22 protein-coding genes are annotated in these 21253 nt (G+C 71.4%); 13 read left to right on the top strand and 9 right to left on the bottom strand.

Features of this window, described 5'->3' with window-relative positions; genetic code table 11:
* Entirely contained in the window at positions 1-1332 is a 1332-nt protein-coding gene (locus ACO1BR_RS22555) for a glycosyltransferase 87 family protein (RefSeq protein ID WP_426796882.1), read from the bottom strand.
* 230 nt (positions 1333-1562) lie between these two features.
* Positions 1563-1922: a hypothetical protein gene (locus ACO1BR_RS22550; protein WP_426796881.1), complete on the bottom strand. Its 360-nt coding sequence runs from the start codon at positions 1920-1922 to the stop codon at positions 1563-1565.
* 350 nt (positions 1923-2272) lie between these two features.
* Here ACO1BR_RS22550 and ACO1BR_RS22545 point away from each other — a divergent pair, with 350 nt between their 5' ends.
* On the top strand, positions 2273-4438 hold the full coding sequence (locus tag ACO1BR_RS22545; protein ID WP_426796907.1) for a HelD family protein: 2166 nt from the start codon (positions 2273-2275) through the stop codon (positions 4436-4438).
* Between the two features lie 232 nt (positions 4439-4670).
* Here the strand turns inward: ACO1BR_RS22545 and ACO1BR_RS22540 are convergent, their stop codons facing one another.
* The gene (locus tag ACO1BR_RS22540) at positions 4671-5393 is read right to left on the bottom strand and encodes a copper homeostasis protein CutC (protein ID WP_426796880.1); all 723 of its coding nucleotides are present in this window, start codon (positions 5391-5393) and stop codon (positions 4671-4673) included.
* 348 nt (positions 5394-5741) lie between these two features.
* Here ACO1BR_RS22540 and ACO1BR_RS22535 point away from each other — a divergent pair, with 348 nt between their 5' ends.
* The 5 genes from ACO1BR_RS22535 to ACO1BR_RS22515 all read left to right on the top strand — a co-directional run bounded on the left by ACO1BR_RS22535 (position 5742) and on the right by ACO1BR_RS22515 (position 9928).
* A complete protein-coding gene (locus tag ACO1BR_RS22535; RefSeq protein ID WP_426796879.1) occupies positions 5742-6221 on the top strand; it encodes a hypothetical protein in 480 nt (159 codons plus the stop codon).
* Complete coding sequence (locus tag ACO1BR_RS22530; RefSeq protein ID WP_426796878.1) at positions 6218-6955, top strand: hypothetical protein; 738 nt, start codon at positions 6218-6220, stop codon at positions 6953-6955. The genes ACO1BR_RS22535 and ACO1BR_RS22530 overlap by 4 nt, the downstream gene beginning before the upstream one ends.
* A 50-nt stretch (positions 6956-7005) precedes the next feature.
* Positions 7006-7869, top strand: a complete 864-nt coding sequence (locus tag ACO1BR_RS22525) for a transporter substrate-binding domain-containing protein (protein ID WP_426796877.1) — start codon at positions 7006-7008, stop codon at positions 7867-7869.
* Positions 7870-7889: 20 nt separating this feature from the next.
* Complete coding sequence (locus tag ACO1BR_RS22520) at positions 7890-8531, top strand: HD domain-containing protein (RefSeq protein WP_426796876.1); 642 nt, start codon at positions 7890-7892, stop codon at positions 8529-8531.
* A 119-nt stretch (positions 8532-8650) separates the two neighbouring features.
* The gene (locus ACO1BR_RS22515) at positions 8651-9928 is read left to right on the top strand and encodes a Cmx/CmrA family chloramphenicol efflux MFS transporter (RefSeq protein WP_426796875.1); all 1278 of its coding nucleotides are present in this window, start codon (positions 8651-8653) and stop codon (positions 9926-9928) included.
* Between the two features lie 65 nt (positions 9929-9993).
* Here ACO1BR_RS22515 and ACO1BR_RS22510 read toward each other — a convergent pair whose 3' ends face one another.
* Together ACO1BR_RS22510 and ACO1BR_RS22505 are read right to left on the bottom strand one after the other, a co-directional pair.
* Positions 9994-10263 carry a DUF4031 domain-containing protein gene (locus ACO1BR_RS22510; RefSeq protein ID WP_043265638.1) on the bottom strand — a complete coding sequence of 90 codons (270 nt, stop codon included), beginning with the start codon at positions 10261-10263 and terminating at the stop codon, positions 9994-9996.
* A gap of 1 nt (position 10264) precedes the next feature.
* On the bottom strand, positions 10265-10627 hold the full coding sequence (locus ACO1BR_RS22505; protein ID WP_159508570.1) for a hypothetical protein: 363 nt from the start codon (positions 10625-10627) through the stop codon (positions 10265-10267).
* A gap of 129 nt (positions 10628-10756) precedes the next feature.
* Here ACO1BR_RS22505 and ACO1BR_RS22500 point away from each other — a divergent pair, with 129 nt between their 5' ends.
* From ACO1BR_RS22500 to ACO1BR_RS22490, 3 genes are all read left to right on the top strand, one after another.
* Entirely contained in the window at positions 10757-11773 is a 1017-nt protein-coding gene (locus ACO1BR_RS22500; RefSeq protein WP_426796874.1) for a MurR/RpiR family transcriptional regulator, read from the top strand.
* A gap of 65 nt (positions 11774-11838) precedes the next feature.
* Positions 11839-12792, top strand: a complete 954-nt coding sequence (gene murQ / locus ACO1BR_RS22495) for an N-acetylmuramic acid 6-phosphate etherase (protein WP_426796873.1) — start codon at positions 11839-11841, stop codon at positions 12790-12792.
* Positions 12793-12843: 51 nt separating this feature from the next.
* A complete protein-coding gene (locus ACO1BR_RS22490) occupies positions 12844-14463 on the top strand; it encodes a PTS transporter subunit EIIC (RefSeq protein ID WP_426796872.1) in 1620 nt (539 codons plus the stop codon).
* A gap of 265 nt (positions 14464-14728) precedes the next feature.
* Here ACO1BR_RS22490 and ACO1BR_RS22485 read toward each other — a convergent pair whose 3' ends face one another.
* Positions 14729-15007 carry a hypothetical protein gene (locus ACO1BR_RS22485; RefSeq protein ID WP_426796871.1) on the bottom strand — a complete coding sequence of 93 codons (279 nt, stop codon included), beginning with the start codon at positions 15005-15007 and terminating at the stop codon, positions 14729-14731.
* A 112-nt stretch (positions 15008-15119) separates the two neighbouring features.
* Here ACO1BR_RS22485 and ACO1BR_RS22480 point away from each other — a divergent pair, with 112 nt between their 5' ends.
* Positions 15120-15959, top strand: coding sequence for a helix-turn-helix domain-containing protein (locus ACO1BR_RS22480; protein WP_426796870.1), 840 nt, complete (start codon positions 15120-15122; stop codon positions 15957-15959).
* Positions 15943-16230 (top strand): DUF397 domain-containing protein, encoded by a 288-nt coding sequence (locus ACO1BR_RS22475; RefSeq protein WP_426796869.1) that lies wholly within the window; start codon positions 15943-15945, stop codon positions 16228-16230. Before ACO1BR_RS22480 ends, ACO1BR_RS22475 begins: the two co-directional genes overlap by 17 nt.
* A gap of 114 nt (positions 16231-16344) precedes the next feature.
* On the opposite strand, the gene ACO1BR_RS22470 is transcribed toward ACO1BR_RS22475, so the two are convergent.
* Together ACO1BR_RS22470 and ACO1BR_RS22465 are read right to left on the bottom strand one after the other, a co-directional pair.
* On the bottom strand, positions 16345-16479 hold the full coding sequence (locus ACO1BR_RS22470) for a hypothetical protein (RefSeq protein ID WP_268249828.1): 135 nt from the start codon (positions 16477-16479) through the stop codon (positions 16345-16347).
* A 20-nt stretch (positions 16480-16499) separates the two neighbouring features.
* Entirely contained in the window at positions 16500-16952 is a 453-nt protein-coding gene (locus ACO1BR_RS22465; protein ID WP_426796868.1) for a hypothetical protein, read from the bottom strand.
* 301 nt (positions 16953-17253) lie between these two features.
* On the opposite strand from ACO1BR_RS22465, the gene ACO1BR_RS22460 reads away from it, so the two are divergent.
* Entirely contained in the window at positions 17254-18333 is a 1080-nt protein-coding gene (locus ACO1BR_RS22460) for a hypothetical protein (protein ID WP_426796867.1), read from the top strand.
* Between the two features lie 76 nt (positions 18334-18409).
* Here ACO1BR_RS22460 and ACO1BR_RS22455 read toward each other — a convergent pair whose 3' ends face one another.
* Complete coding sequence (locus ACO1BR_RS22455; RefSeq protein WP_426796866.1) at positions 18410-19150, bottom strand: DUF998 domain-containing protein; 741 nt, start codon at positions 19148-19150, stop codon at positions 18410-18412.
* A gap of 833 nt (positions 19151-19983) precedes the next feature.
* On the opposite strand from ACO1BR_RS22455, the gene ACO1BR_RS22450 reads away from it, so the two are divergent.
* Positions 19984-21099: a PP2C family protein-serine/threonine phosphatase gene (locus ACO1BR_RS22450; protein ID WP_426796906.1), complete on the top strand. Its 1116-nt coding sequence runs from the start codon at positions 19984-19986 to the stop codon at positions 21097-21099.
* Positions 21100-21253 lie beyond the last annotated feature (154 nt).

Genomic DNA, 21253 nt, shown 5'->3' with positions numbered 1-21253 from the left:
CTAACCCGCCGCCCGGGACCGCGTCCGGAGCCGCTGGTCCACGCGCGGCTGCGGTATCCCGCTCCGGCCGCGGCCGCCCCCGCGGGTGCCCTCACGGATGCCGCCGCCGGGGCGGGCGGGGTCATCGGGCACCCGCCGCGTCCACCAGGCCAGTGCCACCAGCAGCGCGAGGCCGATGAGGGCGTACGGCGCGGCGAGCAGCTGCTGCCACCAGTCGAAGTGCAGGGCGCGCTCGCCGCGGTGGTGGAGTGCCCACATCGAGCGTGCGGTGAAGGCGACGGCGACGGCGGCCGTCAGCGCCCGGCGCCAGGGCACGCGCCGGGTGTGCGCGGCCAGCGCGACCAGCAGCGGTACGCACCAGACCCAGTGGTGCGACCAGCTGATCGGCGAGACCAGCAGCGCGGTGACAGCCGTGGCCAGGACGCCCCAGTTGTCCTGGCCGCGCCGTATGTAGACCCGGCGGGCGGCCCAGAGGCCGAAGACGGCGGTGATCCCGGCCGCCGCCATCCACCAGATCCCCGGCTCGGTGGTGTGCAGGAGCCGGGCGACCAGGCCCTGGAGGGACTGGTTGTCGACGATCCACACCTTGCCGACCCGCTGCGTCTCGAACATCCGCCGCGTCCAGAACTCGACGCTGGCACCGGGCAGCACCAACGCGCCCAGCAGCACCGAGACCACGAACCCGGCGAGGGCGGTGAAGGCGGCCTTCACCCGGCCGGTGATCAGGAGATAGACCGCGAAGATCGCGGGGGTGAGCTTTATGCCGGCCGCGATGCCGGTGGCGAAGCCCTTGAACCGGGCACCGTCCGGGCGGGAGAGGTCCCACAGGACCAGGCAGGTCAGGGCGAGGTTGACCTGCCCGAAGACGAAGGTCTGGAAGACCGGTTCGAGCCAGAGGCCGAACGCGGTGGCGGCGAGGATGACGGGCGCGGTGTACGCGGCCTTGCGCAGGCCGGCGGCCTTGCAGGAGAGATGGATCAGCAGCGCCAGGAGGGCGGCGTTGACCAGGATGCAGGCGACTTTGAGGGTGGTGAGCGAGATCCAGGTCGTGGGGATGAAGAGCAGGGCGGCGAAGGGCGGGTACGTGGCAGGAAGGGCCCACTTGGTGACCGTGAAGCCGTAGAGATCACCACCGGTCGCAGCGGCCTGACCCTCGGCGCGGTAGACCACTATGTCGGACATCGGGAGTTGCACGGTCATGTACAGCACCCACAGCCCGGCGAAGGACAGCACCAGCAGCGCCACTCCCAGCGCCAGTCGGCCGGGCCTGGCAACGCTCTGCGCCCAGGTGCGTCTCCACGTCCACGTCCCCGTCCCGTCGGCGGCAGACACCGTGTACCCCTCCTCGTCGCCCTGAGCGCGCGCTCTCTGCGGCGACGCTAGTGGATCGAGACCGACCGTCCGTAACGCTTTCCGGTCAACCGGATGTCCATGCCGACTCGGCTGCTTCTTGCATGTACTGGCGCGTATTGGTTGGCGATCTCGTCGTTGGTGGCCGGCGTTCTCGTCGCTGGCCGGTCTTCTCCTGCTGGTGATCTCGCGGTGGTTTCGCGGGCGGACGGTCAGCCCTCGGCATACTCCCCCATCACCACGACGCTGAACGCCGCCGCCGCGAAGACCTTGACCGCGCGGAGTGCGCTACCGGCGAGATGGCGGTGCCCATGGGCGGCGGCCGTGCCGCCGCTGGGGTCGGGGCCGAGGGCTGTGGCGCCCTTGACCGGGTGCCGGGAGACAGGGTGGGCAGAGGAGGAGGCGGTGGAGGGGATCGAGGAGATCGAGGAGATCGAGGAGATCGAGGAGATCGAGGAGATCGAGGAGATCGAGGAGATCGAGGAGATCGAGGAGATCGAGGGGATAGAGGGGATCGAGGGGATAGAGGGGATAGAGCCGACAGAGGCTGAGGAAATCGTTGCGCTGCTCATGGCTCCATCATCGAATTCACGCGATTGCAGCACATCGGCCCGAGGGTCCATCTCTCCGCGGCCCCGCGTCAGCCTATGGGTCCACACCGTCCCCTACGGGAGACCTACGGGACCAGGCCGTATCCCTCCCCGGTACGGCAGCCCGCCGCCGGCTCCGCAGGCCCGGAAAATCCATTGGCGCCCCTGATAGGTGCTGACTACAATCGCGCGTCTGCCTGCCTCCCGTCGGGAGTGCCACCGACCGGACGGAAACCGGCCGGTCCTTCGCTTCACACCGATGCCGACCCGCCACCGGAGGCAAGACCGTGCCCTCGCACGCCCGCCCGTCGCCCGACCACCGCCCCTCATCGATGGCGCCAGGCGCCGGCACCTTTGCTTCGCAACACCCGTCACCCGACCACCACCCCTCACCAACGGCGCCAAGCGCCGGCACCCTTGCTTCGCAACACCCGTCACCCCACCTCGACCCCCTCCAGCGCGAGCGCGCGCACCTCGCCGCTTCCCGTGCCGCCCTCCGTGCGATGCGCGAGGACGCCCAGGCCCTCAACATCGCCGACGTCACCGCGAACTGGGTCAACGCCGAGGTCCTCCAGGGCGAGATCGACGCCCGTATCAAGGCCCTCGCCGACCTCGCGCACACCCCGCTCTTCTTCGGCCGCCTCGACTACCTGCACGCCCCGGGCCTCGACCTCGCCGAGGGCGCCGAGGGCGAGAACTTCTACATCGGGCGCCGCCATGTCCACGACGCCGACGGCGACCCCATGGTCATCGACTGGCGTGCCCCCGTCTCCCAGCCGTTCTACCGGGCCTCCAAGAAGGACCCGATGGACCTCAGGCTGCGCCGCCGCTTCGGCTACACCACCGGCGAGCTGACCGCCTACGAGGATGAGCACCTCACCGACCCGGCCGAGGCCGAGACCACCAGCGCCCTCCTCCAGGCGGAGATCGAGCGCCCGCGCGTCGGCCCCATGCGGGACATCGTCGCCACCATCCAGCCGGAGCAGGACGAGATCGTCCGGGCCGGCATCGGGGGTTCGGTCTGCGTCCAGGGTGCGCCCGGCACCGGAAAGACGGCCGTCGGCCTGCACCGTGTCGCCTATCTCCTCTACGCCCACCGGGAGCGGCTGGCCCGTTCCGGCACCCTGGTCATCGGCCCCAACCGCTCCTTCCTCCAGTACATCGAGCAGGTGCTGCCCGCTCTGGGCGAGTTGGAGGTCAAGCAGGCCACGGTGGACGACCTGGTCGCCCATGTGGAGGTGCGCGGGACGGACGAGGCCGCCGCGGCGACGGTCAAGGGCGACGCGCGGATGGCCGAGGTGCTGCGGCGGGCCGTCCGCTCGCACATCGCCCTGCCGCAGGAGCCGTGCGTGGTGGTCCGCGGCTCCCGCCGCTGGCGCGTACCGGCGTATGAACTCGAAGAGATCGTGCGGGAGTTGATGGACCGCGACATCCGCTACGGGGCGGCCCGCGAGGCGCTGCCGCAGCGGATCGCGCATGCCGTCCTGGTGCGTATGGAGCAGGCGGGCGAGGCGCCCGACGACCGGGTGCAGGACGCGGTGGCCCGTAATGCCGCGGTGAAGGCGGTGGTCAAGGCGGTCTGGCCGCCGGTCGATCCGGCGAAGCTGGTCCTGCGGCTGCTGGGCGACGCCGACTTCCTCGCCGAGCAGGCGGACGGGATCCTCACCCCCGAGGAGCAGAAGACGATCCTGTGGACCAAGCCGGTGCGCAGCGTGAAGAGCGCCAAGTGGTCCTCCGCGGACGCGGTGTTGATCGACGAGGCGACGGACCTGGTGACCCGTACGCACTCGCTCGGCCATGTGGTCCTGGACGAGGCGCAGGACCTCTCCCCCATGCAGTACCGGGCGGTGGGCCGCCGGTGTACGACCGGTTCGGCGACCATCCTGGGCGACATCGCCCAGGGCACGACCCCGTGGGCGACCGATACCTGGCAGGAGGCGCTGGCTCACCTGGGCAAGCCCGGTTCGGCCGTCGAGGAGCTGACCCAGGGCTTCCGCGTACCGCGCGAGGTCATCGCGTACGCGTCCCGGTTGCTGCCCGCCATCGCCCCCGATCTGACGGAGGCCACCTCGATCCGCGAGTCGGCGGGCGACTTCGCGATCCGCGCGGTGCGGCCCGCGGACCTGGACTCCGCGGTCCTCGGGGCCTGCCGCGATGCGCTCGCGAAGGAGGGATCGATCGGCCTGATCGCGGCGGACGCCCGGATTCCGGTGCTGCGTACGGCACTTGAGGAGGCCGGTATCACCTGCCTGGCCCCCGGAGCGGAGACCTCCGCCGCCGCCCGGCTGACCCTGGTGCCCGCCACTCTGGCCAAGGGCCTGGAGTACGACTACGTGGTGCTGGACGAGCCGGCCGCGATCGTCGACGGCGAACCGGACGAACGGACCGGGCTGCGCCGCCTGTACGTCTGCCTGACCCGGCCGGTGTCCGGCCTGACCGTCGTCCACGCGGCCGATCTGCCAGGGCAGTTGACGACGACCGCGGGGGCGGACGACTGAGGAGACCCACCGCGGCGGGCGGACGACGGCGGCCATAGGGGGCAACCGACGGTTGACGGCCGCAGGGGCAGCGAGCCGTCGGCGGCCGTGGGGGCAACCGGCCGTCGCGATGTCGGGGGACAGCCGACCGGGCCGGCAGCCACCCACCGATGCCGCACCAGCCCACCGATGTCGGACCGGCTCCCGGGGTCTCCCCCGCCGGCCGCGCCCGCCCCGGCCGGCGGCCCGCACCTCACACCTGCTGCACCACCGGCAGGTCCAGCGCCGCCCGCCACTCCCGCACGGCCGCCGCCTCCACCGGTGCCGCCCAGCCCCCGGGCCGGGCGGCGCCTCCGATGTGGAACGCGTTCAGCCCGGCGGACCGCAGCTCCGGCAGATGCTCCAGCCGCAGCCCGCCACCCACGAGGATCCGCGGCGCGTATCCCGGCTCGCCCGCGTCCGTGCGCGCCTGCTCGGCCACCAGCGTCGCCAGCCCCTCGTCGACGCCCTGCGCCGATCCCGCCGTCAGATACGTGTCGAGCCCGGCGGACCGGCCGCAGCCCGCCAGCTCCGTGCGCAGCGCGTCCCGGTCGGCGGCCCGGTCGATGGCCCGGTGGAAGGTCCAGCGGCACCCGGCGATCACCTCGGCCAGCGCCCCCACGGCCGCCAGGTCCACCCGCCCGTCCGGGGTCAGGAACCCGAGGACGAACTCCTCGGCCCCCTCCGCCCGCAGCGCCGCCGCCTGCGCGCACAGTGCGTCCACATCGCCGGCCGCGAACCCGTCGGCGGCCCGCAGCATCACCCGCAGCGGAAGGTCGACGGCCGCGCGGATCGCCGCGAACGTGGCGCGCGGCGGCGTCAGCCCGTCCGCTGCCATGTCCGTGACCAGTTCAAGCCGGTCGGCACCGCCGGCCCGGGCGGCGATCGCGTCCTGCGGACCGAGCGCGATCACCTCCAGGAGCGCGCGCTGATTCATACGACCCAACCCTTCGACGACGACATGGCGAGCGACAACGTGGCGAGACAGGAGGCCGGGGCACCGCACGCACGCGACGACAAGCACGATGGCAAGCACGACGCCGTGCGCTGTGGCGACACACCGACACAACAGGTCTAGTCCAATATCCAGCCTAAGCGCTCCCCGGCCCCACCGCGGCCACCCACCCCCGGGACACGGCCGAAATCCACCCGCACCCCACCCCTCCCGCCATCCCGAAACCACCCAATGGCACGAGTATGGATCAGCGCGCACATGGGTAACACGCCTTTCCCGTAAGGGTGTTGCGCTATCGCGCCACCCAGCCCACACACACCGGGGGATCTCATGTCGGACTTAGCGACCGTATCTGCGGAAATAGCCCCTTATCTCGCCGTGGCGGCGAACAGCCTCGGCACCTCCGTCCTCACCGCCGCCCAGGACCGGATCGCCGAACGCACCGTGACCGCCGGCGAGGGCTTCTTCCGCCGCCTGTTGCACCGCCGCGACGACGCCGACCTCGGCGACGACGCCGCCGGGCCCCTCCTCGACACCCACCGCGCGGACGCCCTCGACGCCCTGCTCGCCACCCTCGACGACCACGACCGCCAACTGCTCGCCACCGCCGTCACCGCCTGGCTGCGGTCCCCCGCCGGGCAGCGCGACGCCGAGGAGTTCCGCCAGCACGTCACCCGGCTCGCCTCCGCCACCGGCCCGCAGACCGTCCACTACACCCCCACCGCGACCGGCCAGGGCTCCATCGCCGCCGTCGAGATCCACGGCAACATCACCATGGGAGGCAACCCCCGCCCGCAGGACGACGCATGACCCCACCGAAAGCCCCGCTGGACGGCGGCGACACCCACCAGAGCCCCACCACCCACGGCGACCACTCCATCGCCGCCGGCACCATCCGGAACGTCTTCATTCGCTGGGCCCTGCACCCCAGCGCCCGCTGGCTGCCGCTGCTCCTGGCCTGCACCGCCCTGGTCATCGCCGGCACCACCTGGCCGGACGGCCCAGCCCGCCAGTACGTCCTGTGGGGCGTCCTCGCCGCCCTCTCCCTCGCCACCGCTGCCGCCCGCGTCCTCATCCGGCGCCCCCGCGGCGCCCGCGTCATCGCCACCCTCTCCCTCGTCTCCGTCCTCGCCACCGTGGGCGGCTGGCTGGCGTTCCGGAACGTCGTCCTTCACGGCGAGATCGACGTCACGGGAAAGGTGACCTCTCAGGGCACCCAGCCCCTGGACGCCTCCGCCCACCGCACCCTCACGCTCGGCCTCGACGCCTCAGCCCTGAAGGAACCCCGCAACGCCCTGCGGCTGACCCTCGCCATCGCCGACCACGACCCGGCCGGCCCCACCTGCCTCCCGGAATCGTCCGCCACCGTCTCCCTGATGACCTCCGGCGTCGCCGCCCAGCAGCAGACCCTCCGCCCCGGAGGCACCGCCGACTTCTCCCTGGGCGCGCAGGTCAGCACCGTACGGATCGACGTCACGCTCAGCACCGCCCGCGGCTGCCGCATGGACGTGCACACCACCGAAGCGACGCTCCACGACAGGTAGGGGCACGGAAGGCACGAAGAACGCGCAAGGCAAGAAGAACGGGGACCCGCATGATCACCACCCGCACCACGAAACTGGCGGCCCTACTCGCCGTGACCGCCCTCACCGCCGCCGCCTGCGGCTCCTCCGAACCGCCCTCGCTCTTCGCCTCCGGAAAGGTCTCGGTCGGCACGAAGAACGACCAGCCGGGCACCGGAGTCGTCCACAACTACAAATTCTCCGGATTCGACATCACCGTCGCCCAGCAGATCCTCAAATCCGTGGGCGCCGAACCGGACTTCGGCATCGTGCCGTCGGAGGACCGCACCGCGGTACTCGCCGACAAAAAGAAGGACCTGGTCATCGCCACCTTCTCGATCACCGTCGACCGCATGAAGGAACTGGACTTCGCCGGACCGTACGCCTCCACCTACCAGGGCCTCATGGTCCGCAAGAACGACAACCGCATCCGCAAGCCGTCCGACCTCGCCGGAAAACGCGTCTGCACCTGGCCCGGCACCACCTCCGCCACCACCCTCAAGGGACCGGACGGCAACCACATCGCGGTCTACGAAGCCCCCGACGCCTCCAGCTGCATCACCGACCTCAAGACGAAAAAGGTGGCCGACGCGGTCTCCACGGACCAGATGATCCTCTACGGATTCACCCAGGAAAACCCGGACCTCAAGGTCGTCCCCGATATCACCTTCGGCTCCGCGAACCATTACGGCATCGCCATGGCCAAGGGCCACCGCAACGACTGCCTCAAACTCCGCGACGCGCTGCGCGAATACGTCACCGACAACGACTGGAGCCACGACTTCACCACGTCCCTCCCCTCCATCCCCGCCGCCGACCCCACCTGGGAAACCGACTTCAAACCCCGCGTGGAAACCATCGACTCCCTCTCCTGCCGCGACACCCCCCGCACCTGAACCGGGGCACAATGGCGCCCATGACCACCCTGGCCAGCCGCTGGGCCACCACCGTGGCCAACGCCCGCGACCCCCAGGCGGGCCCCGACCCCGCCCCGTACGCGGAGAACCTCCTCGCCCGATGGGACGAGCCCCAGCGCCATTACCACACCACCGATCACCTCGCCGCGGTCCTCGACCGCATCGACGAACTCGCCGACCACGCCGAGGACTTGCCGGCCGTCCAGCTGGCGGCGTGGTTCCACGACGCTGTCTACCGCCCCGACCGCTCGGAAAACGAGGAGCGCAGCGCCGCCCTCGCCGAACGCGCCCTCCCCGAACTCGGCATCGACGCCCCCCGCACCGCCGAGGTCGCCCGCCTCGTACGCCTCACCGTCACCCACGACCCGGCCGACGGCGACCGCAACGGCGAGGTCCTCTGCGACGCCGACCTCGCCGTACTGGCCGGCTCCCCCGAGCGCTACGCCGCCTACGCCGCCGCCGTCCGCGCCGAGTACGCCTTCGTCCCCGACCCCGCCTTCCGGACCGGCCGCGCCGCCGTACTCCGCCAACTCCTCGCCCTTCCCCGCCTGTTCACGACGCCCCACGGCCGGGCCCACTGGGAGCAGCCGGCCCGCCACAACCTCGCCACCGAACTCTCCCTCCTGACCACCGGCACCTGAGCCCCCACAGCGCCCTCCGCGAACCCCTCGGGAGGGATTTCCGGATGCCCGCGGGCATCCGGAGCGGAAGCTCCCGGGAATCGGGAATGTAAGCCGCACAAACACCGTTGGTACCTGACATGCCAGCACCAGCCGACCGCTCCCGCCTGCCCATATCCGTCTACGTCCTGGGGCTCTCGGTCTTCGCCCTGGGCACGTCCGAGTTCATGCTCTCCGGCATCCTCCAGCCCCTCGCCCGGGACCTGCGGGTCTCCATCCCGCAAGCCGGACTGCTGGTCTCCGCCTTCGCCATCGGCATGGTGGTCGGCGCCCCCGTACTCGCCGCGGCAACCCTCCGCCTCCCCCGCCGCACCACCCTCATCGCCCTGCTCGCCGTCTTCGGGCTGGGCCAGGCGGCAGGTGCCCTGGCCCCGTCCTACGCCGTCCTCTTCGCCTCCCGCGTCATCAGCGCACTGGCCTGCGCGGGCTTCTGGGCAGTCGGCGCGGCGGTGGCGGTATCGCTCGTACCGGTCACCGCGCGCGCCCGCGCCATGGCCGTCATGGTCGGCGGCCTGAGCATCGCCAACATCGCCGGTGTCCCCGCCGGCGCCCTGCTCGGCCAGCACGCCGGCTGGCGCTCCGCCTTCTGGGCGGTGGCCGCCCTCTCCGTCGTCGGCCTCGTCGGCGTCATCGCCCTCGTCCCGTACACGGCGGTCCCGACCGGCGAGGACCGCCCGCAGCTCCGCCGCGAGCTGAGCATCTACAAGGACAAGCAGGTCTGGCTGGCGCTGATCGCCACCGCCATGAACGGCGCCGCGGTCTTCGCCCTCTTCTCGTACCTCTCCCCGCTCCTCACCGAAACCGCCGGCCTCGCCGAGAGCTGGGTCCCGACGGTGCTCGCGCTCTTCGGCGTCGGCGCGCTGATCGGTACGTTCATCGGCGGGCGCATCGCCGATGCCCACCTCTTCGGCACGCTCTTCGCCGGAATCTCGGCCTCCACCGCCGTACTGGCCCTCCTCGCGCTGACCGCGCACAGCCCGGTCGCCGCCGTGGGCCTCTCCCTCATGCTCGGCGTCACCGCGTTCACCACCGCACCGGCCCTCAACGCCCGGATGTTCAACGTCGCGAACGCTGCGCCGACCCTCGCCGGCGCCACCACCACCGCCGCCTTCAACGTCGGCAACACCCTCGGCCCCTGGCTGGGCGGCCTGGCCATCAGCGCGGGCTGGGGTTACCCGTCCGTCGCCTGGACCGGCGCGGCCCTGGCAGCCGTAGCGGTCGCCACCACGGCCGTCGCCTTCCGCCTGCACCGCGCGACCGCCCAGTCCCGGCTGATCGCTTCCTCCTCCCCCTCCCCCGCCCCGTCCCCCACACCCGCACCCACCACCCCCACCCCGGAGACCGCCAACCGGCCCTGACGCACCCCCTCGGCACACTCCCCTCAGCGCACTCCCCCCGGCGCCCTGCGTTGCGTGGCAGCCCGCTACGCCCCAGGGCGCCCCTTGGGGCGTCGCAGCCCCGCTTCCGTCAGTCGCCGGACCAGTTCCTTGGACCCGACCTCCACGGCTCCCGCCCGCACCGCGTCCCCATAGCGCTCTGCCGGCAGGTCGTAGTGGTCGCGCTCGAACGCCCGCGGCGGCGCGCCGATTTCAGCCGCGAAGCGATGCAGCTCGTCGAACGAGCGATCACTCACCAGGTGTGACCACATCCTTCCGTGTCCAGGCCACGTGGGCGGATCTATGTAGATCGCCACCTCATCCCTCCGCCGGCGCGCGGAGCCGGCCTACGGGGGCCACCGCCACCGCCGTCTTCGGGCACACCCAGTGCGGATCCGGCCCCAACTCCGGCTCCACGTCCAGCGCATGGGGATCGCCTGACTCGATGCACACCGGACACAGCGGCCAGCGTCCGTACCGTTCCAACAGCGCGTCCTGTACGTCCTGCGCTATCAGCCCGGCGAGGAACGCCGCACCGTCAGGCCACTGCTCCACCCACCACCGGCGGTGGGAGACCGCGTCCTCGACGAGCGAGACGATGTCGGCGTCCGCGACCTCGTCCGCGATCAGATCGGCGAGCACCAGCGCTCGCGCGGTATGCAATGCCTGCTCCAGCTCCATGCACACATTCTCTCGCGGTCCGCGCGACCGGTCGAAGTTGTCCACAGGCGCCGCCGAGCGGCCACGCAACTGTCCACAGGCATCACGGAGGGTATTGACGCGCCACCACGCTGAAATTACTTTTCAGTCATGAACAGCGGAGTGAAGGAAACTTTCAAGGACGAGACCACCAAGCCTCACCCCGAGACCCACCCCGACCCCCGGCCGGAGTCCCGATCCGGTATCCGGCCCGGCATCCGACCCGCGAGCAGATCCGCTCCGGCGTCCCCCGCGCCCGCGGCGCTGGCCGCCAAGGTCCGCACCCTCGCCCCGACGATGACCCGCTCCATGCAGCGCGTCGCGGAGGCCGTCGCGAGCGACCCCGCCGGCTGCGCCGCCCTCACCGTCACCGGCCTCGCCGAGCGCACCGGCACCAGCGAAGCCACCGTCGTCCGCACCTCCCGGCTGCTCGGCTATCCGGGCTATCGCGATCTACGCCTGGCGCTGGCCGCGCTCGCGGCGCAGCAGGCGGCCGGCAGCGCGCCCGCGGTGACCGCGGACATAGCGGTCGACGACTCCCTCATCGACGTCGTCGCCAAGCTCGCGCAGGAAGAGCGGCAGTGCCTGGCCGACACCGCCGCCGCGCTGGACGTCACCCAGCTCGAAGCGGCCGTCGGCGCCCTCGCCGCGGCCCGCCGGATCGACGTGTACGGAATAGGGGCCTCCAACCTCGTCGCCCAGGATCTGGTGCAGAAGCTGCTGCGTATCGGCCTGATCGCGCATGCCCACTCGGACCCGCACCTCGCCGTGACCAACGCCGTGCAGATGCGGGCCCGCGACGTCGCCATCGCGATCAGCCACTCCGGCCGGACCACCGACGTCATAGAGCCCCTGCGGGTGGCCTTCGACCACGGCGCGACGACCATCGCCATCACCGGCCGCCCGGACGGCGAGATCGCCGCGTACGCCGACCACATCCTGACGACGTCCACGGCCCGCGAGAGCGAGCTGCGCCCCGCCGCGATGTCCTCCCGGACCAGTCAACTCCTGGTGGTCGACTGCCTCTTCATAGGCGTGGCACAGCGCACGTACGAGACCGCCGCCCCGGCGCTCTCCGCCTCCTACGAGGCGCTGGCCCACCGCCACTCCCCTCGCACCGGCCACTGACCGCGCCGCGGGCACCGGCCGCCGCCCCTCCGCCACCCCCGCCTGCCCGAAGAGAGCCGCCAGCCATGACCAGCCCAGCTGCCCACGACCCCAACTACGCCGCTCTCCGGACGCAGTTGGATGCCCTCACCACGGAAGCCTTCCGGCCCGACCTCGCGGAGATCGACCGGCGCTCCACCCTGGAGATCGCCCGCACGATGAACGGCGAGGACGCCACCGTCCCCGCCGCGGTCGCCGCCCGCCTGCCCGAGATCGCCGCCGCCATCGATGCCACCGCGGCCCGTATGGCCCGCGGGGGGCGGCTGATCTACGCCGGTGCCGGTACGGCGGGCCGCCTCGGCGTGCTGGACGCGAGCGAATGCCCGCCGACGTTCAACACCGACCCCTCCGAGGTCCTCGGCCTCATCGCGGGCGGCCCCACGGCGATGGTCTCGGCCGTCGAGGGTGCCGAGGACAGCAAGGAGCTGGCGGTCGAGGACCTGACCGCGATCGCCGTCGCCGACCGCGACACCGTCGTCGGCATCTCCGCGTCCGGCCGTACGCCGTACGCCATCGGTGCCGTCGAGCACGCCCGCGCGATCGGGGCGCTGACCGTCGGCCTTTCCTGCAACCCCGATTCCGCTCTCGCCGCAGCCGCGGAGCACGGCATCGAGATCGTCGTGGGACCCGAGCTGCTGACGGGCTCCACCCGCCTCAAGGCGGGCACGGCCCAGAAGCTCGTCCTCAACATGCTCTCGACCATCACCATGATTCGGCTGGGCAAGACCTACGGGAATCTGATGGTCGACGTCCGCGCCTCCAACGAGAAGCTGCGGGCCCGTTCGCGCCGCATCGTCGCGCTCGCGACGGGCGCCACCGACCTGGAGATCGAGGCCGCTCTCGCGGAGACGGACGGTGAGGTGAAGAACGCCATCCTCGTTCTTCTCGGCGGTGTCGACGGCCGCCGGGCCGCCGGCCTTCTGCGCTCCTCCCGCGGCCACCTGCGCGCCGCCCTCCAGTCCGCCCACCCGGGCAACTGAAGCCACCCACAAATCTGCTGACGCTACGTCATACACAGCAAGGCGCCGCACATGACCGAAGACAAGAACCGCGCCACCGCCGCCGCGATCCTCCCCCTCGTCGGCGGCGCCCGGAACATCACCTCCATCGCCCACTGCATGACCCGCCTCCGCCTGGGCATCCGGGACCGCTCCCTGGTCCAGGACGAGGCCCTGAAGGCGCTCCCGGCCGTACTGGGCGTGGTGGAGGACGACACCTACCAGATCGTGCTGGGTCCCGGCACGGTCGCCCGGGTCACCCCGGAGCTGGAGCGCCTCGCGGCCGACGACAGCACTCCCACCCCGCAACCGGAATCACCGACCGCACCACACCCCGGAGCGCACACCGGCCCGGAGGACACCCCGCAACCCGCGCCCGGACCCACCCCGACCGCCCTCAACCCCACCGCCGCCGATCTGGCCGCGCAAGGCGCCGTCCTCAAGGCCCGTCAGAAGGCGCGCAACGCTACGCCCGTCAAGCTCTTCCTCCGCCGTATCGCCGACATCTTCGTCCCGCTCATCCCCGCCCTGATCGGCTGCGGCATCATCGCGGGGGTCAACGGCCTGCTGACGAACGCGGGTTGGCTCCCCGTCCTCGTCCCGGCCCTCACCGCCATCGCCTCCGGCTTCATGTCGCTGATCGCGGTCTTCGTCGGCTATAACACCGCGAAGGAGTTCGGCGGTACGCCCGTCCTGGGCGGCGCGGTCGCCGCGGTCATCGTCTTCCCGGGCGTCGCCAACATCACCGCGTTCGGCCAGAAGCTCTCCCCCGGCCAGGGCGGTGTCCTCGGCGCCCTCGCCGCCGCGCTCCTCGCCGCCCAGTTGGAGAAGCAGCTCCGCAGACGCATCCCGGAGGCCCTGGACGTCCTCCTCACCCCCACCCTCACCGTCCTCCTCACCGGCCTGGTCACCGTCTTCGGCCTGATGTACGCCGCGGGCGAAGTGGCCACGGCCATCGGGGCGTTCGCCACCTGGCTGCTCGCCCACGGCGGCGCCGTCGCCGGTTTCCTCCTCGGCGGCCTCTTCCTCCCCCTGGTCATGCTGGGCCTGCATCAAGCCCTCATCCCCATCCACACCACCCTCATCCAACAACAGGGCTACACGGTCCTGCTGCCGATCCTCGCCATGGCCGGCGCGGGCCAGGTGGGCGCCGCCCTCGCCGTCTACGTCCGCCTCCCCCGCAACCGCTCGATCCGTACGACCATCAAGTCCGCCCTCCCCGCCGGCTTCCTGGGCGTCGGCGAGCCCCTGATCTACGGCGTCTCGCTGCCGCTGGGCCGCCCGTTCATCACCGCCTGCATCGGCGGCGCGTTCGGCGGCGGCACCGTCGGCCTCTTCAACCAACTCGGCGACGCCGTCGGCTCCACCGCCATCGGCCCGTCCGGCTGGGCCCTGTTCCCCCTGGTCAGGGGCAACCACCCGCTCGGCACCACGGTCGCCGTCTACGCCCTCGGCCTCGCCATCGGCTATGTGGTCGGCTTCGTCGCCACGTATCTCTTCGGCTTCAGCAGACAGATGCGTACGGACCTGAACGCCACCCCGCAGCCCATGGACCCCGCGCCGACAGCCGGGGAAGCCGGCACGGCGGCGCCACCTGTCCCCCATCGGGGCAGTTTGACCGACGCCCGCGCGCCGCTCCAGGACGCCGGGTAGCACCGCCACGAAGCCCAACCATCCACCGAACGAGGGGAGTTACGCACTCGCCACGTCACGGGATCCGGCCGCTCCGCCAGTTCAGGTCCCGCAGCCTGGCCGCGAGCACGGCGCACCGCGGAGCTGCCCGCAGCAGACCGGGCGGGCAGTTCCACTCCGCGCCGCCGCCGGGCGGCCGGAGCTGCACGAACGGCCCCCCGGTGGCCGCTCACCCGCCCGATCCGCCCGTCACGCCCGTCCATCGCATAGCTGCCGACCGCCGGAATCACCGCCGCCGTCCCTCCGGGCCGTGCCCGTCGCGCACGTCGTGCCCGTAGGCGGCACCCTTCGCGTACTCCGCGAGGACCTCGGCCAACCGCCGTGCGGTCTCCACGTTGCACCGTCCCAGTTCCACCAGCGGCGCCATGAACGTACTGGCCGCCGAGACCGGATCCACGCACAGCGAGGGCAGGGTCACCCCCACCGCCCGCAGCGCGCCGTCCAGTTCCGCCGTGGCCTGCTCGGCCGCCTGCTCCCTCTCACTCGCCGTGAGCACTTCCACCATCACCTTCCGCACTGTGCGTTCTTCGTTATGCACACAGCGTGGCGGCAACCGGTCTAGCCTGGACAGAGGCGCAGACCCAACAACCGTTCCGTTCCACCAGGGAGTTGCTGCGATGCCCGGACCGAAACCCCTCGACCCCTCCTCATCACCCCGCGCAATGCTCGGCGCCGAACTGCGCCACCAGCGCGAGAAGGCCGAACTCACACAGGAGGAGCTGGGCAACCGCCTTTTCGTCAGCGCCTCCTTCATCGGCCAGCTGGAGGCGGGCACGCGGCGCATGCACGTCGACATCGCCCAGCAGATAGACCAGATCCTGGGCACGGACGGGTACTTCGAGCGCAACTGCACAGCGGCGACGAAGTCGAAGTACCCGGACCACTTCGCGGAGGCTGCGGAGGCGGAGGCGATTGCGACAACGATCAGGGAGTACGAGCCGCTGCTGATCCCGGGATTGCTTCAGACTCCGGCGTATGCGCGGGTCGTTTTCCGTGCTTACCAGCCGACGGCGACAGGAGACGTCATCGACGAACTGGTCGCGAACCGAATGGACCGAACGCGGCTCCTCGACAGCCCAACAACTCCGTTCGTTTGGTGCATCTTGGACGAGGCGGCGCTGCGCCGAGCAGTCGGCGGCCCCAGGGTGATGACTGAGCAACTGGGCCAGGTCGCAGACTTGTTCCGGCGTCACCGGGCGATCGTTCAGGTACTGCCGTTCAGGGCCGGGGCACATGCAGCCCTTGAGGGCTCTCTCAAGCTGATGGCCTTCGAAGATGCGCCCCCGCTGGCTTACCTCCAGGGTCTTGGCACCGGACTGCTGCACGACGATCCAGCCACAGTCGCTCACTACCAACTCGCCTACGATTTCCTTGGGGCCAACGCATTGTCACCGAAAGAATCCTTGGCCCTGATTGAATCGGTGGCGGAGGATTACGCCCATGAAGAGCATCCCTGAGTACGACCTGAGCACCGCCACCTGGCACAAATCCAGCTACAGCGGCGGCAGCGGCGGCAACTGCCTCGAAGTCGCCACATGGCGTAAGTCGTCGTACAGCGGCGGTGAGGGCGGCAACTGCCTCGAAGTCTCCGACGATCACCCCGGCATCGTTCCGGTTCGCGACTCCAAGGTTCCGCAGGGCCCGGGGCTCGTGTTCCGGACGGCGGTGTGGACGGCGTTCCTCGCGGGCGTCAAGGAGAGGGAAGCGGGCAGCGATCGCCGGCCGTAGCCGTCCGTTCCGCATGCGGTAAAGGGGCTCGTGCTGCGCCGCTCGGGCGCGTCACGAGCCCCTGTCACGTCGTAGTCACGCCGTAGTTCACGTCGTGACTACGATGTCCGGCACTCACTCCACGTGTCCGCAGTTGCTGCACACCCACTGCGACTCGTCGGTGGGATTGCCGTTCTCGTCGGTTTCCACGGTCTTGTACATCGTGCTGTGGCACTTGCCGCATCCGCGCGTCTCGATCATTTGCCCCATACCGACCTCCCGGATGCGTTCTACCCGGAGTCGGACTCGGTTTCACGCAGAGCGATGGCATGGTCAAGCATTTCGACCGCCTTGAGGCGCGCCGCTTCGCGGGCCTCTATCTCCTCCGCGCTGTCGCCGGTGGCGGCGACCCTCGGGCATCGAGGGCAGGACCAGCGGTCCACCCAGCCGGGAGAGGGGGACTTCATCGCCACCTTGCAGTGCGGGCAGAGCATCGTCACTCCCTCGACATGACCGCAGAACGCGCAGACCCAGACGGGCCCCTCGCTGTCCCGCTGCTGCCACATGGTCCGGCGGCAGCGCGGGCAACCGGTCGTGCCGATGCCCAGCGGGCCCATGATGGGCGGCTCCGGGGTTGCGTCGGCGTAGTCCACGATCTGCTTGCGCAGCCGGTCGTCCGTCGTGTTGGCCATGCGCAGCAGGCGGACGGTACGGGAGCGAACCTCTTCGACAAACTCGGTCATCGCCGCAGCAGCGTACGCGAATCGCCCATGCCCCGGGGCTCAAGCCTCGCGATCCGAGCCCTCTTTCCAAGGAACGGGCGGATGGCTGGAAACCCACCCACCCGCCCCCGCGCGGCAACTCCCGCGCATACCAGGAGGGATGACGTTCCGTAGCGGGTTTGCCACGCGACGTATCGTCGGTTTAGCGTGCGCAGCAAGAAATCAACCCCGGCAGGTGCTAGCAACACCGGCCGGGGTCTCAGCAACAGGATCGAAACCAGCGATCCTGCGGCTCACCAACAAGATCGAATAGAGCGATCCCATGGCGTACGAAGACTTTAGCTCTCCTCGGCACCTCTCCGCACACCCGCACCCCCTCGCGAAGCCGGGTTTCGGCAAACGCAGCGCACCCGGCCAACGTCCGGCCCGCCCCTGCGACTTCGCGCATCTGCCCCGACGTGAGGCGTCGGTCGCCGCGTACCTCGACCGGCTGCCCGAAGGGGCGGACATCTCCGTGAAGACGCTGGCCAAGGTGCTGGCGGACTACGGCCAGTGCGCGCTGCGGACCGTACGGCGGCGGCTGTCCGAGGCGGGTCATCTGCGCCAGTTCACCGAGCACCTGATGAGTGACGACGGCAGTCAGCAATGGGTGACGCGGACGTACTTCTCGCGGACGCCGCGGGATGACGCCTGGTGGGCGGCGTTACGGGCCGGGAACGTTCCGACTGCCGGGGCGCCGTCGGACGAGCGGCCTCGCACGCAGCCCCGGCCCCACGAGGAGCCCGCGGACGCCCCCGAGGACGAACCCCCGGCCGCGGCGCGTCCGCCGCGCCCCCACAGCCGGGCGTACGCGCTGCTGGCCGCGCTCGGCCGGGCGGAACCGCGGATGACGCTCTCGGCGGCGGACTGCACGGCCCTGGAGGCGTACGCCGAGGAGTGGTTGGCGCGGGGCGCGTCGCCGGAACAGGTACTGGCCGCGCTCACGACGGGGTTGCCGCAGCCGATCCACCACCCGGGGCGACTCGCGCACCGCAGGCTCGTCGACAAGTTGCCGCCGGTCACGGCCGAAGCCGCCCGGGAGCGGCCCCTCGACCCCGGCAGCGGTCCCGGCGCCGGCAGCGGCCTCGGTCCCGGCGGCGGACTCAGCCGCCTCGGTCCGCCCGACGCTCTCGATCCGCTCACGCCCCTCCGGATGATGGAGTGCACGGTCTGCGGTGTTCCCGGACGCCCGGGCGCGCTCCCCGGAGGAATCTGCGGCGCCTGCCGGGGCGAGGCGCCACCGGACCGTGGCCCGGCCCGTACCCCACCCGCCCAAGTCCGCGCCCACGTCCAGCACTTGCGCGCCATCCGCCGCGTGTCGGCGCCCTCCGGGCCGCAGGTCGGCACGCGGAGCAGGGCATAGCCCTGGCCGGGACACAGCCCGACACAGCCCGACATAGGCCGCGGTGCGGCCGGTCCGTCCGGTCCGGCCGGACCGGTCAGTGCCGTCGCACCGTTCCGCGCGTGGGTGCGAGGAGCGTTCGGCCGCTTCTCCGGGCCGCCCTGGCCAGTTCGGCCGACAGCAGCACGAACCACACCCCCACCAGGGTGAGGTGCGCGCGCTGGGGGACACCGTGCCAGCCGGGGTGGCCGAGGAGCGGGCCGACCGTCAGGACGGCGGCGGGCAGCGCGAGCGCGAGGACGCGGGTGCCCCAGCGGCGGATCAGCGGCAGGCGGCGGCGGTCGCGGCTGGCGGCGCGGCTGAGCAGCACCATCGAGGCGAACAGGAAGAAGTGGGCGAAGGCGCTGGTGGCGGTGTGCCAAGGGTGGACGGCCTCGCAGCCGGGCTCCGCGGAGGGTGCGCAGGCCATGGGGAGGAGGACGTCCGCCAGGGAGGACAGGCCCTGGCCGACCATGGCCAGCCAGCCGAGGCGTGCCCAGCGGCCGGGCACCGCGCGGCGGGCGAGCAGTGAGCCGGTGACGACCAGCACGGCGCAGAAGCTCTCCAGTCCGCCGAAGAGCCAGCGGAACGGCTGGTCGGCGGCATAGAGCTCGCTGACATACGAGTGCCGTGGATCGAGGCCGGTGGGCAGCAGGAACTCCAGCAGCCACCAGTTATAGAGCAGCGCGGCAACGGCGAACATGACCGCCGCGCACGCCTCCCGGCCGGCCAGGGGGGCGAGCTGGTCCAGGTGCGGCTCGTACGGTGCGCGGGCACTGGTCCTCGTGGCGTTCGGCACGTGCGGGTCCTGTTCCAGTGGGGGCGGGCTGACAAGGCGAGGTTCCCTCCCGCAATGCCCGCTACGTTGGCGGGCCGGTCGTTGCGCGCCCTGCCATCACTCGACAGGCCGAACCCGTCCCCTGATCGCGCGATCCAGCCAATTCCGGCACCGCGTCGGTGTGTCCGTCAGCGAGGCCGGCGATCGTCCGCTGACCGCAATCAGCCCGATCCTGACCGCATGAACACCCATTCACGGGTGCAACCCTCCATCGCCGCTCTACCGGCGGTCCCGCTTCCGTGCAGCCGTGATCGTGACTGTCCACATCCAGCCCGGTGTGGACAGTGACCGTCGCGCTGTCATCGCCTCGCCGGAACGGAACCGCGCCGGCGGTGAACCCGCGGAGGCAACTGGCATGGCTCGGACACCCCACACGCTCGGCAGGTTTGTCCGCGCTGGGCGCGCTGGGCAGGGTGTGATCGGACGTGTTCGCGGGCGTTCGGATCCGACGGAAGCCGTGCCCAGAGGGGCGGGGTGAACGGCTCTGGACGGCCGCGTACGGCGATGAACGAAACGGGAACCGGAGACGGGAACCGGAGAGGCGGGCGGGACCTGCTCCAGAAAGCCGAGCGCGCCGTCCGGTCGGTCCGAGTGCTTCAGCTGGGCGGTCCGAGCGTTCTTGGCCGGCCGCGGGCCCCACGGCTCGGCATGCCTTGCCGAGCGCGCCGTACGGACTTCCTCAGCCCTTCCTGCCGGCCGCCCCATGCGACCTGCCCAGCTCCGCCGCAGGAGTCCTATCGTGGAGATACACCAGTGGCGACGTCGAGGCGGGAAAGGACGTGGCGGAAAAGGACGTGGCGGAACCGGAGATCGACTACGCGGCCGTGTTCCAGGCCCTTCCCGGCGCGGTGGCACTGCTGACCCCGCAGCTGATCTACGCGGACGCCAACGAGGGGTTCCTGCGCACCTTGGGCCGCACCCGCGAGCAGGTCATCGGCAGCTACCTGCCCGACGACTTCCGCGACAACCCGGACGCCCCTGCCGCGGCCGTCACGCCCAACGTTCAGGCGTCACTGCTCCGGGTGGCGGCAACCGGTGAGCGCGACATCATGGCGGTGCAGCGCGCCGACCTGGAGGACCCTGAACGGCCCGGGGTACGAAACGAGCGGTACTGGACCTGGATCAACACTCCCGTCTTCGGTCCGGACGGGCGGGTGGCGCTGCTGCTGCACCGGGTGGAGGAGGTCACCGAACTCATCCGCGCCCGCGAAGTCGCGCTGAGCCTGCAAGAGGCCATGCTGCCCGCTTCCCGCCCGGTCGGGCGCCACCAGGCGGCCGTACGCTACCGGCCCGCCGTCGACACGCTGCACGTGTGCGGCGACTGGTACGACCTGGTCGACCTGCCCGGCGACCGCATCGCGATCGCGGTCGGCGACGTCGTCGGCCACGGCCTGCCCGCGGCCAAAGTCATGGGACAACTGCGCAGCGCACTCAGCGCCGCCTGCCGCGCCGTCGACGGTCCCGACAGGGCCCTGGAAGTCCTCGGGCTGTACGCCCGTTCCCTCGCCGGCGCCGAGAACACCACAGTGGCCACGACGTTCATCGACTGGGACACCCACACCGTCACTTACAGCAGCGCCGGCCACCCGCCACCCGCCCTCCTGCAGCGGGACGGCACCGTGGAGTTCCTGGACCAGGCCACCGACCCCCCACTCGGCGCTCGCCCTGAACACGCCCCCCGGCCCCAGGCAACCGTGCCCTTCGCCGAGGGCGACGTCCTCGCGCTGTACACCGACGGCCTGGTCGAACGCCGCCGCGAAGACATCGACACCGGCCTCGCGCGGCTCGCCGATTCCCTGGCTCGCCACCAGGCAGCCGCCCCCGAAACCCTCGCCGACGCCCTGCTGACCGACCTGCTGCCGCCCGGCGGAGTCACCGACGACACCGCCCTGGTCATCGAGCGCCTATGACCCGGCCTGCCGCCTCCGCGGCAGCGCGCTCCGTTCGGACCACATCGGCGCCCGAGCACGGGATTGGCCAACGGGAGCGCTGATTGGCTTCCCAAGATGGGAGAAGTCACGCCTCGGGGGCCTGTGTTGGGCGTGCCCTGGACAGCGTGCGGTG

This window comes from Streptomyces sp. YGL11-2 (genome assembly GCF_050054615.1).
Taxonomy (GTDB): Bacteria; Actinomycetota; Actinomycetes; order Streptomycetales; family Streptomycetaceae; genus Streptomyces.
The sequence above is the reverse complement of the archived record's forward strand: the minus strand, read 5'-3'. Positions and strand labels throughout refer to the sequence as shown.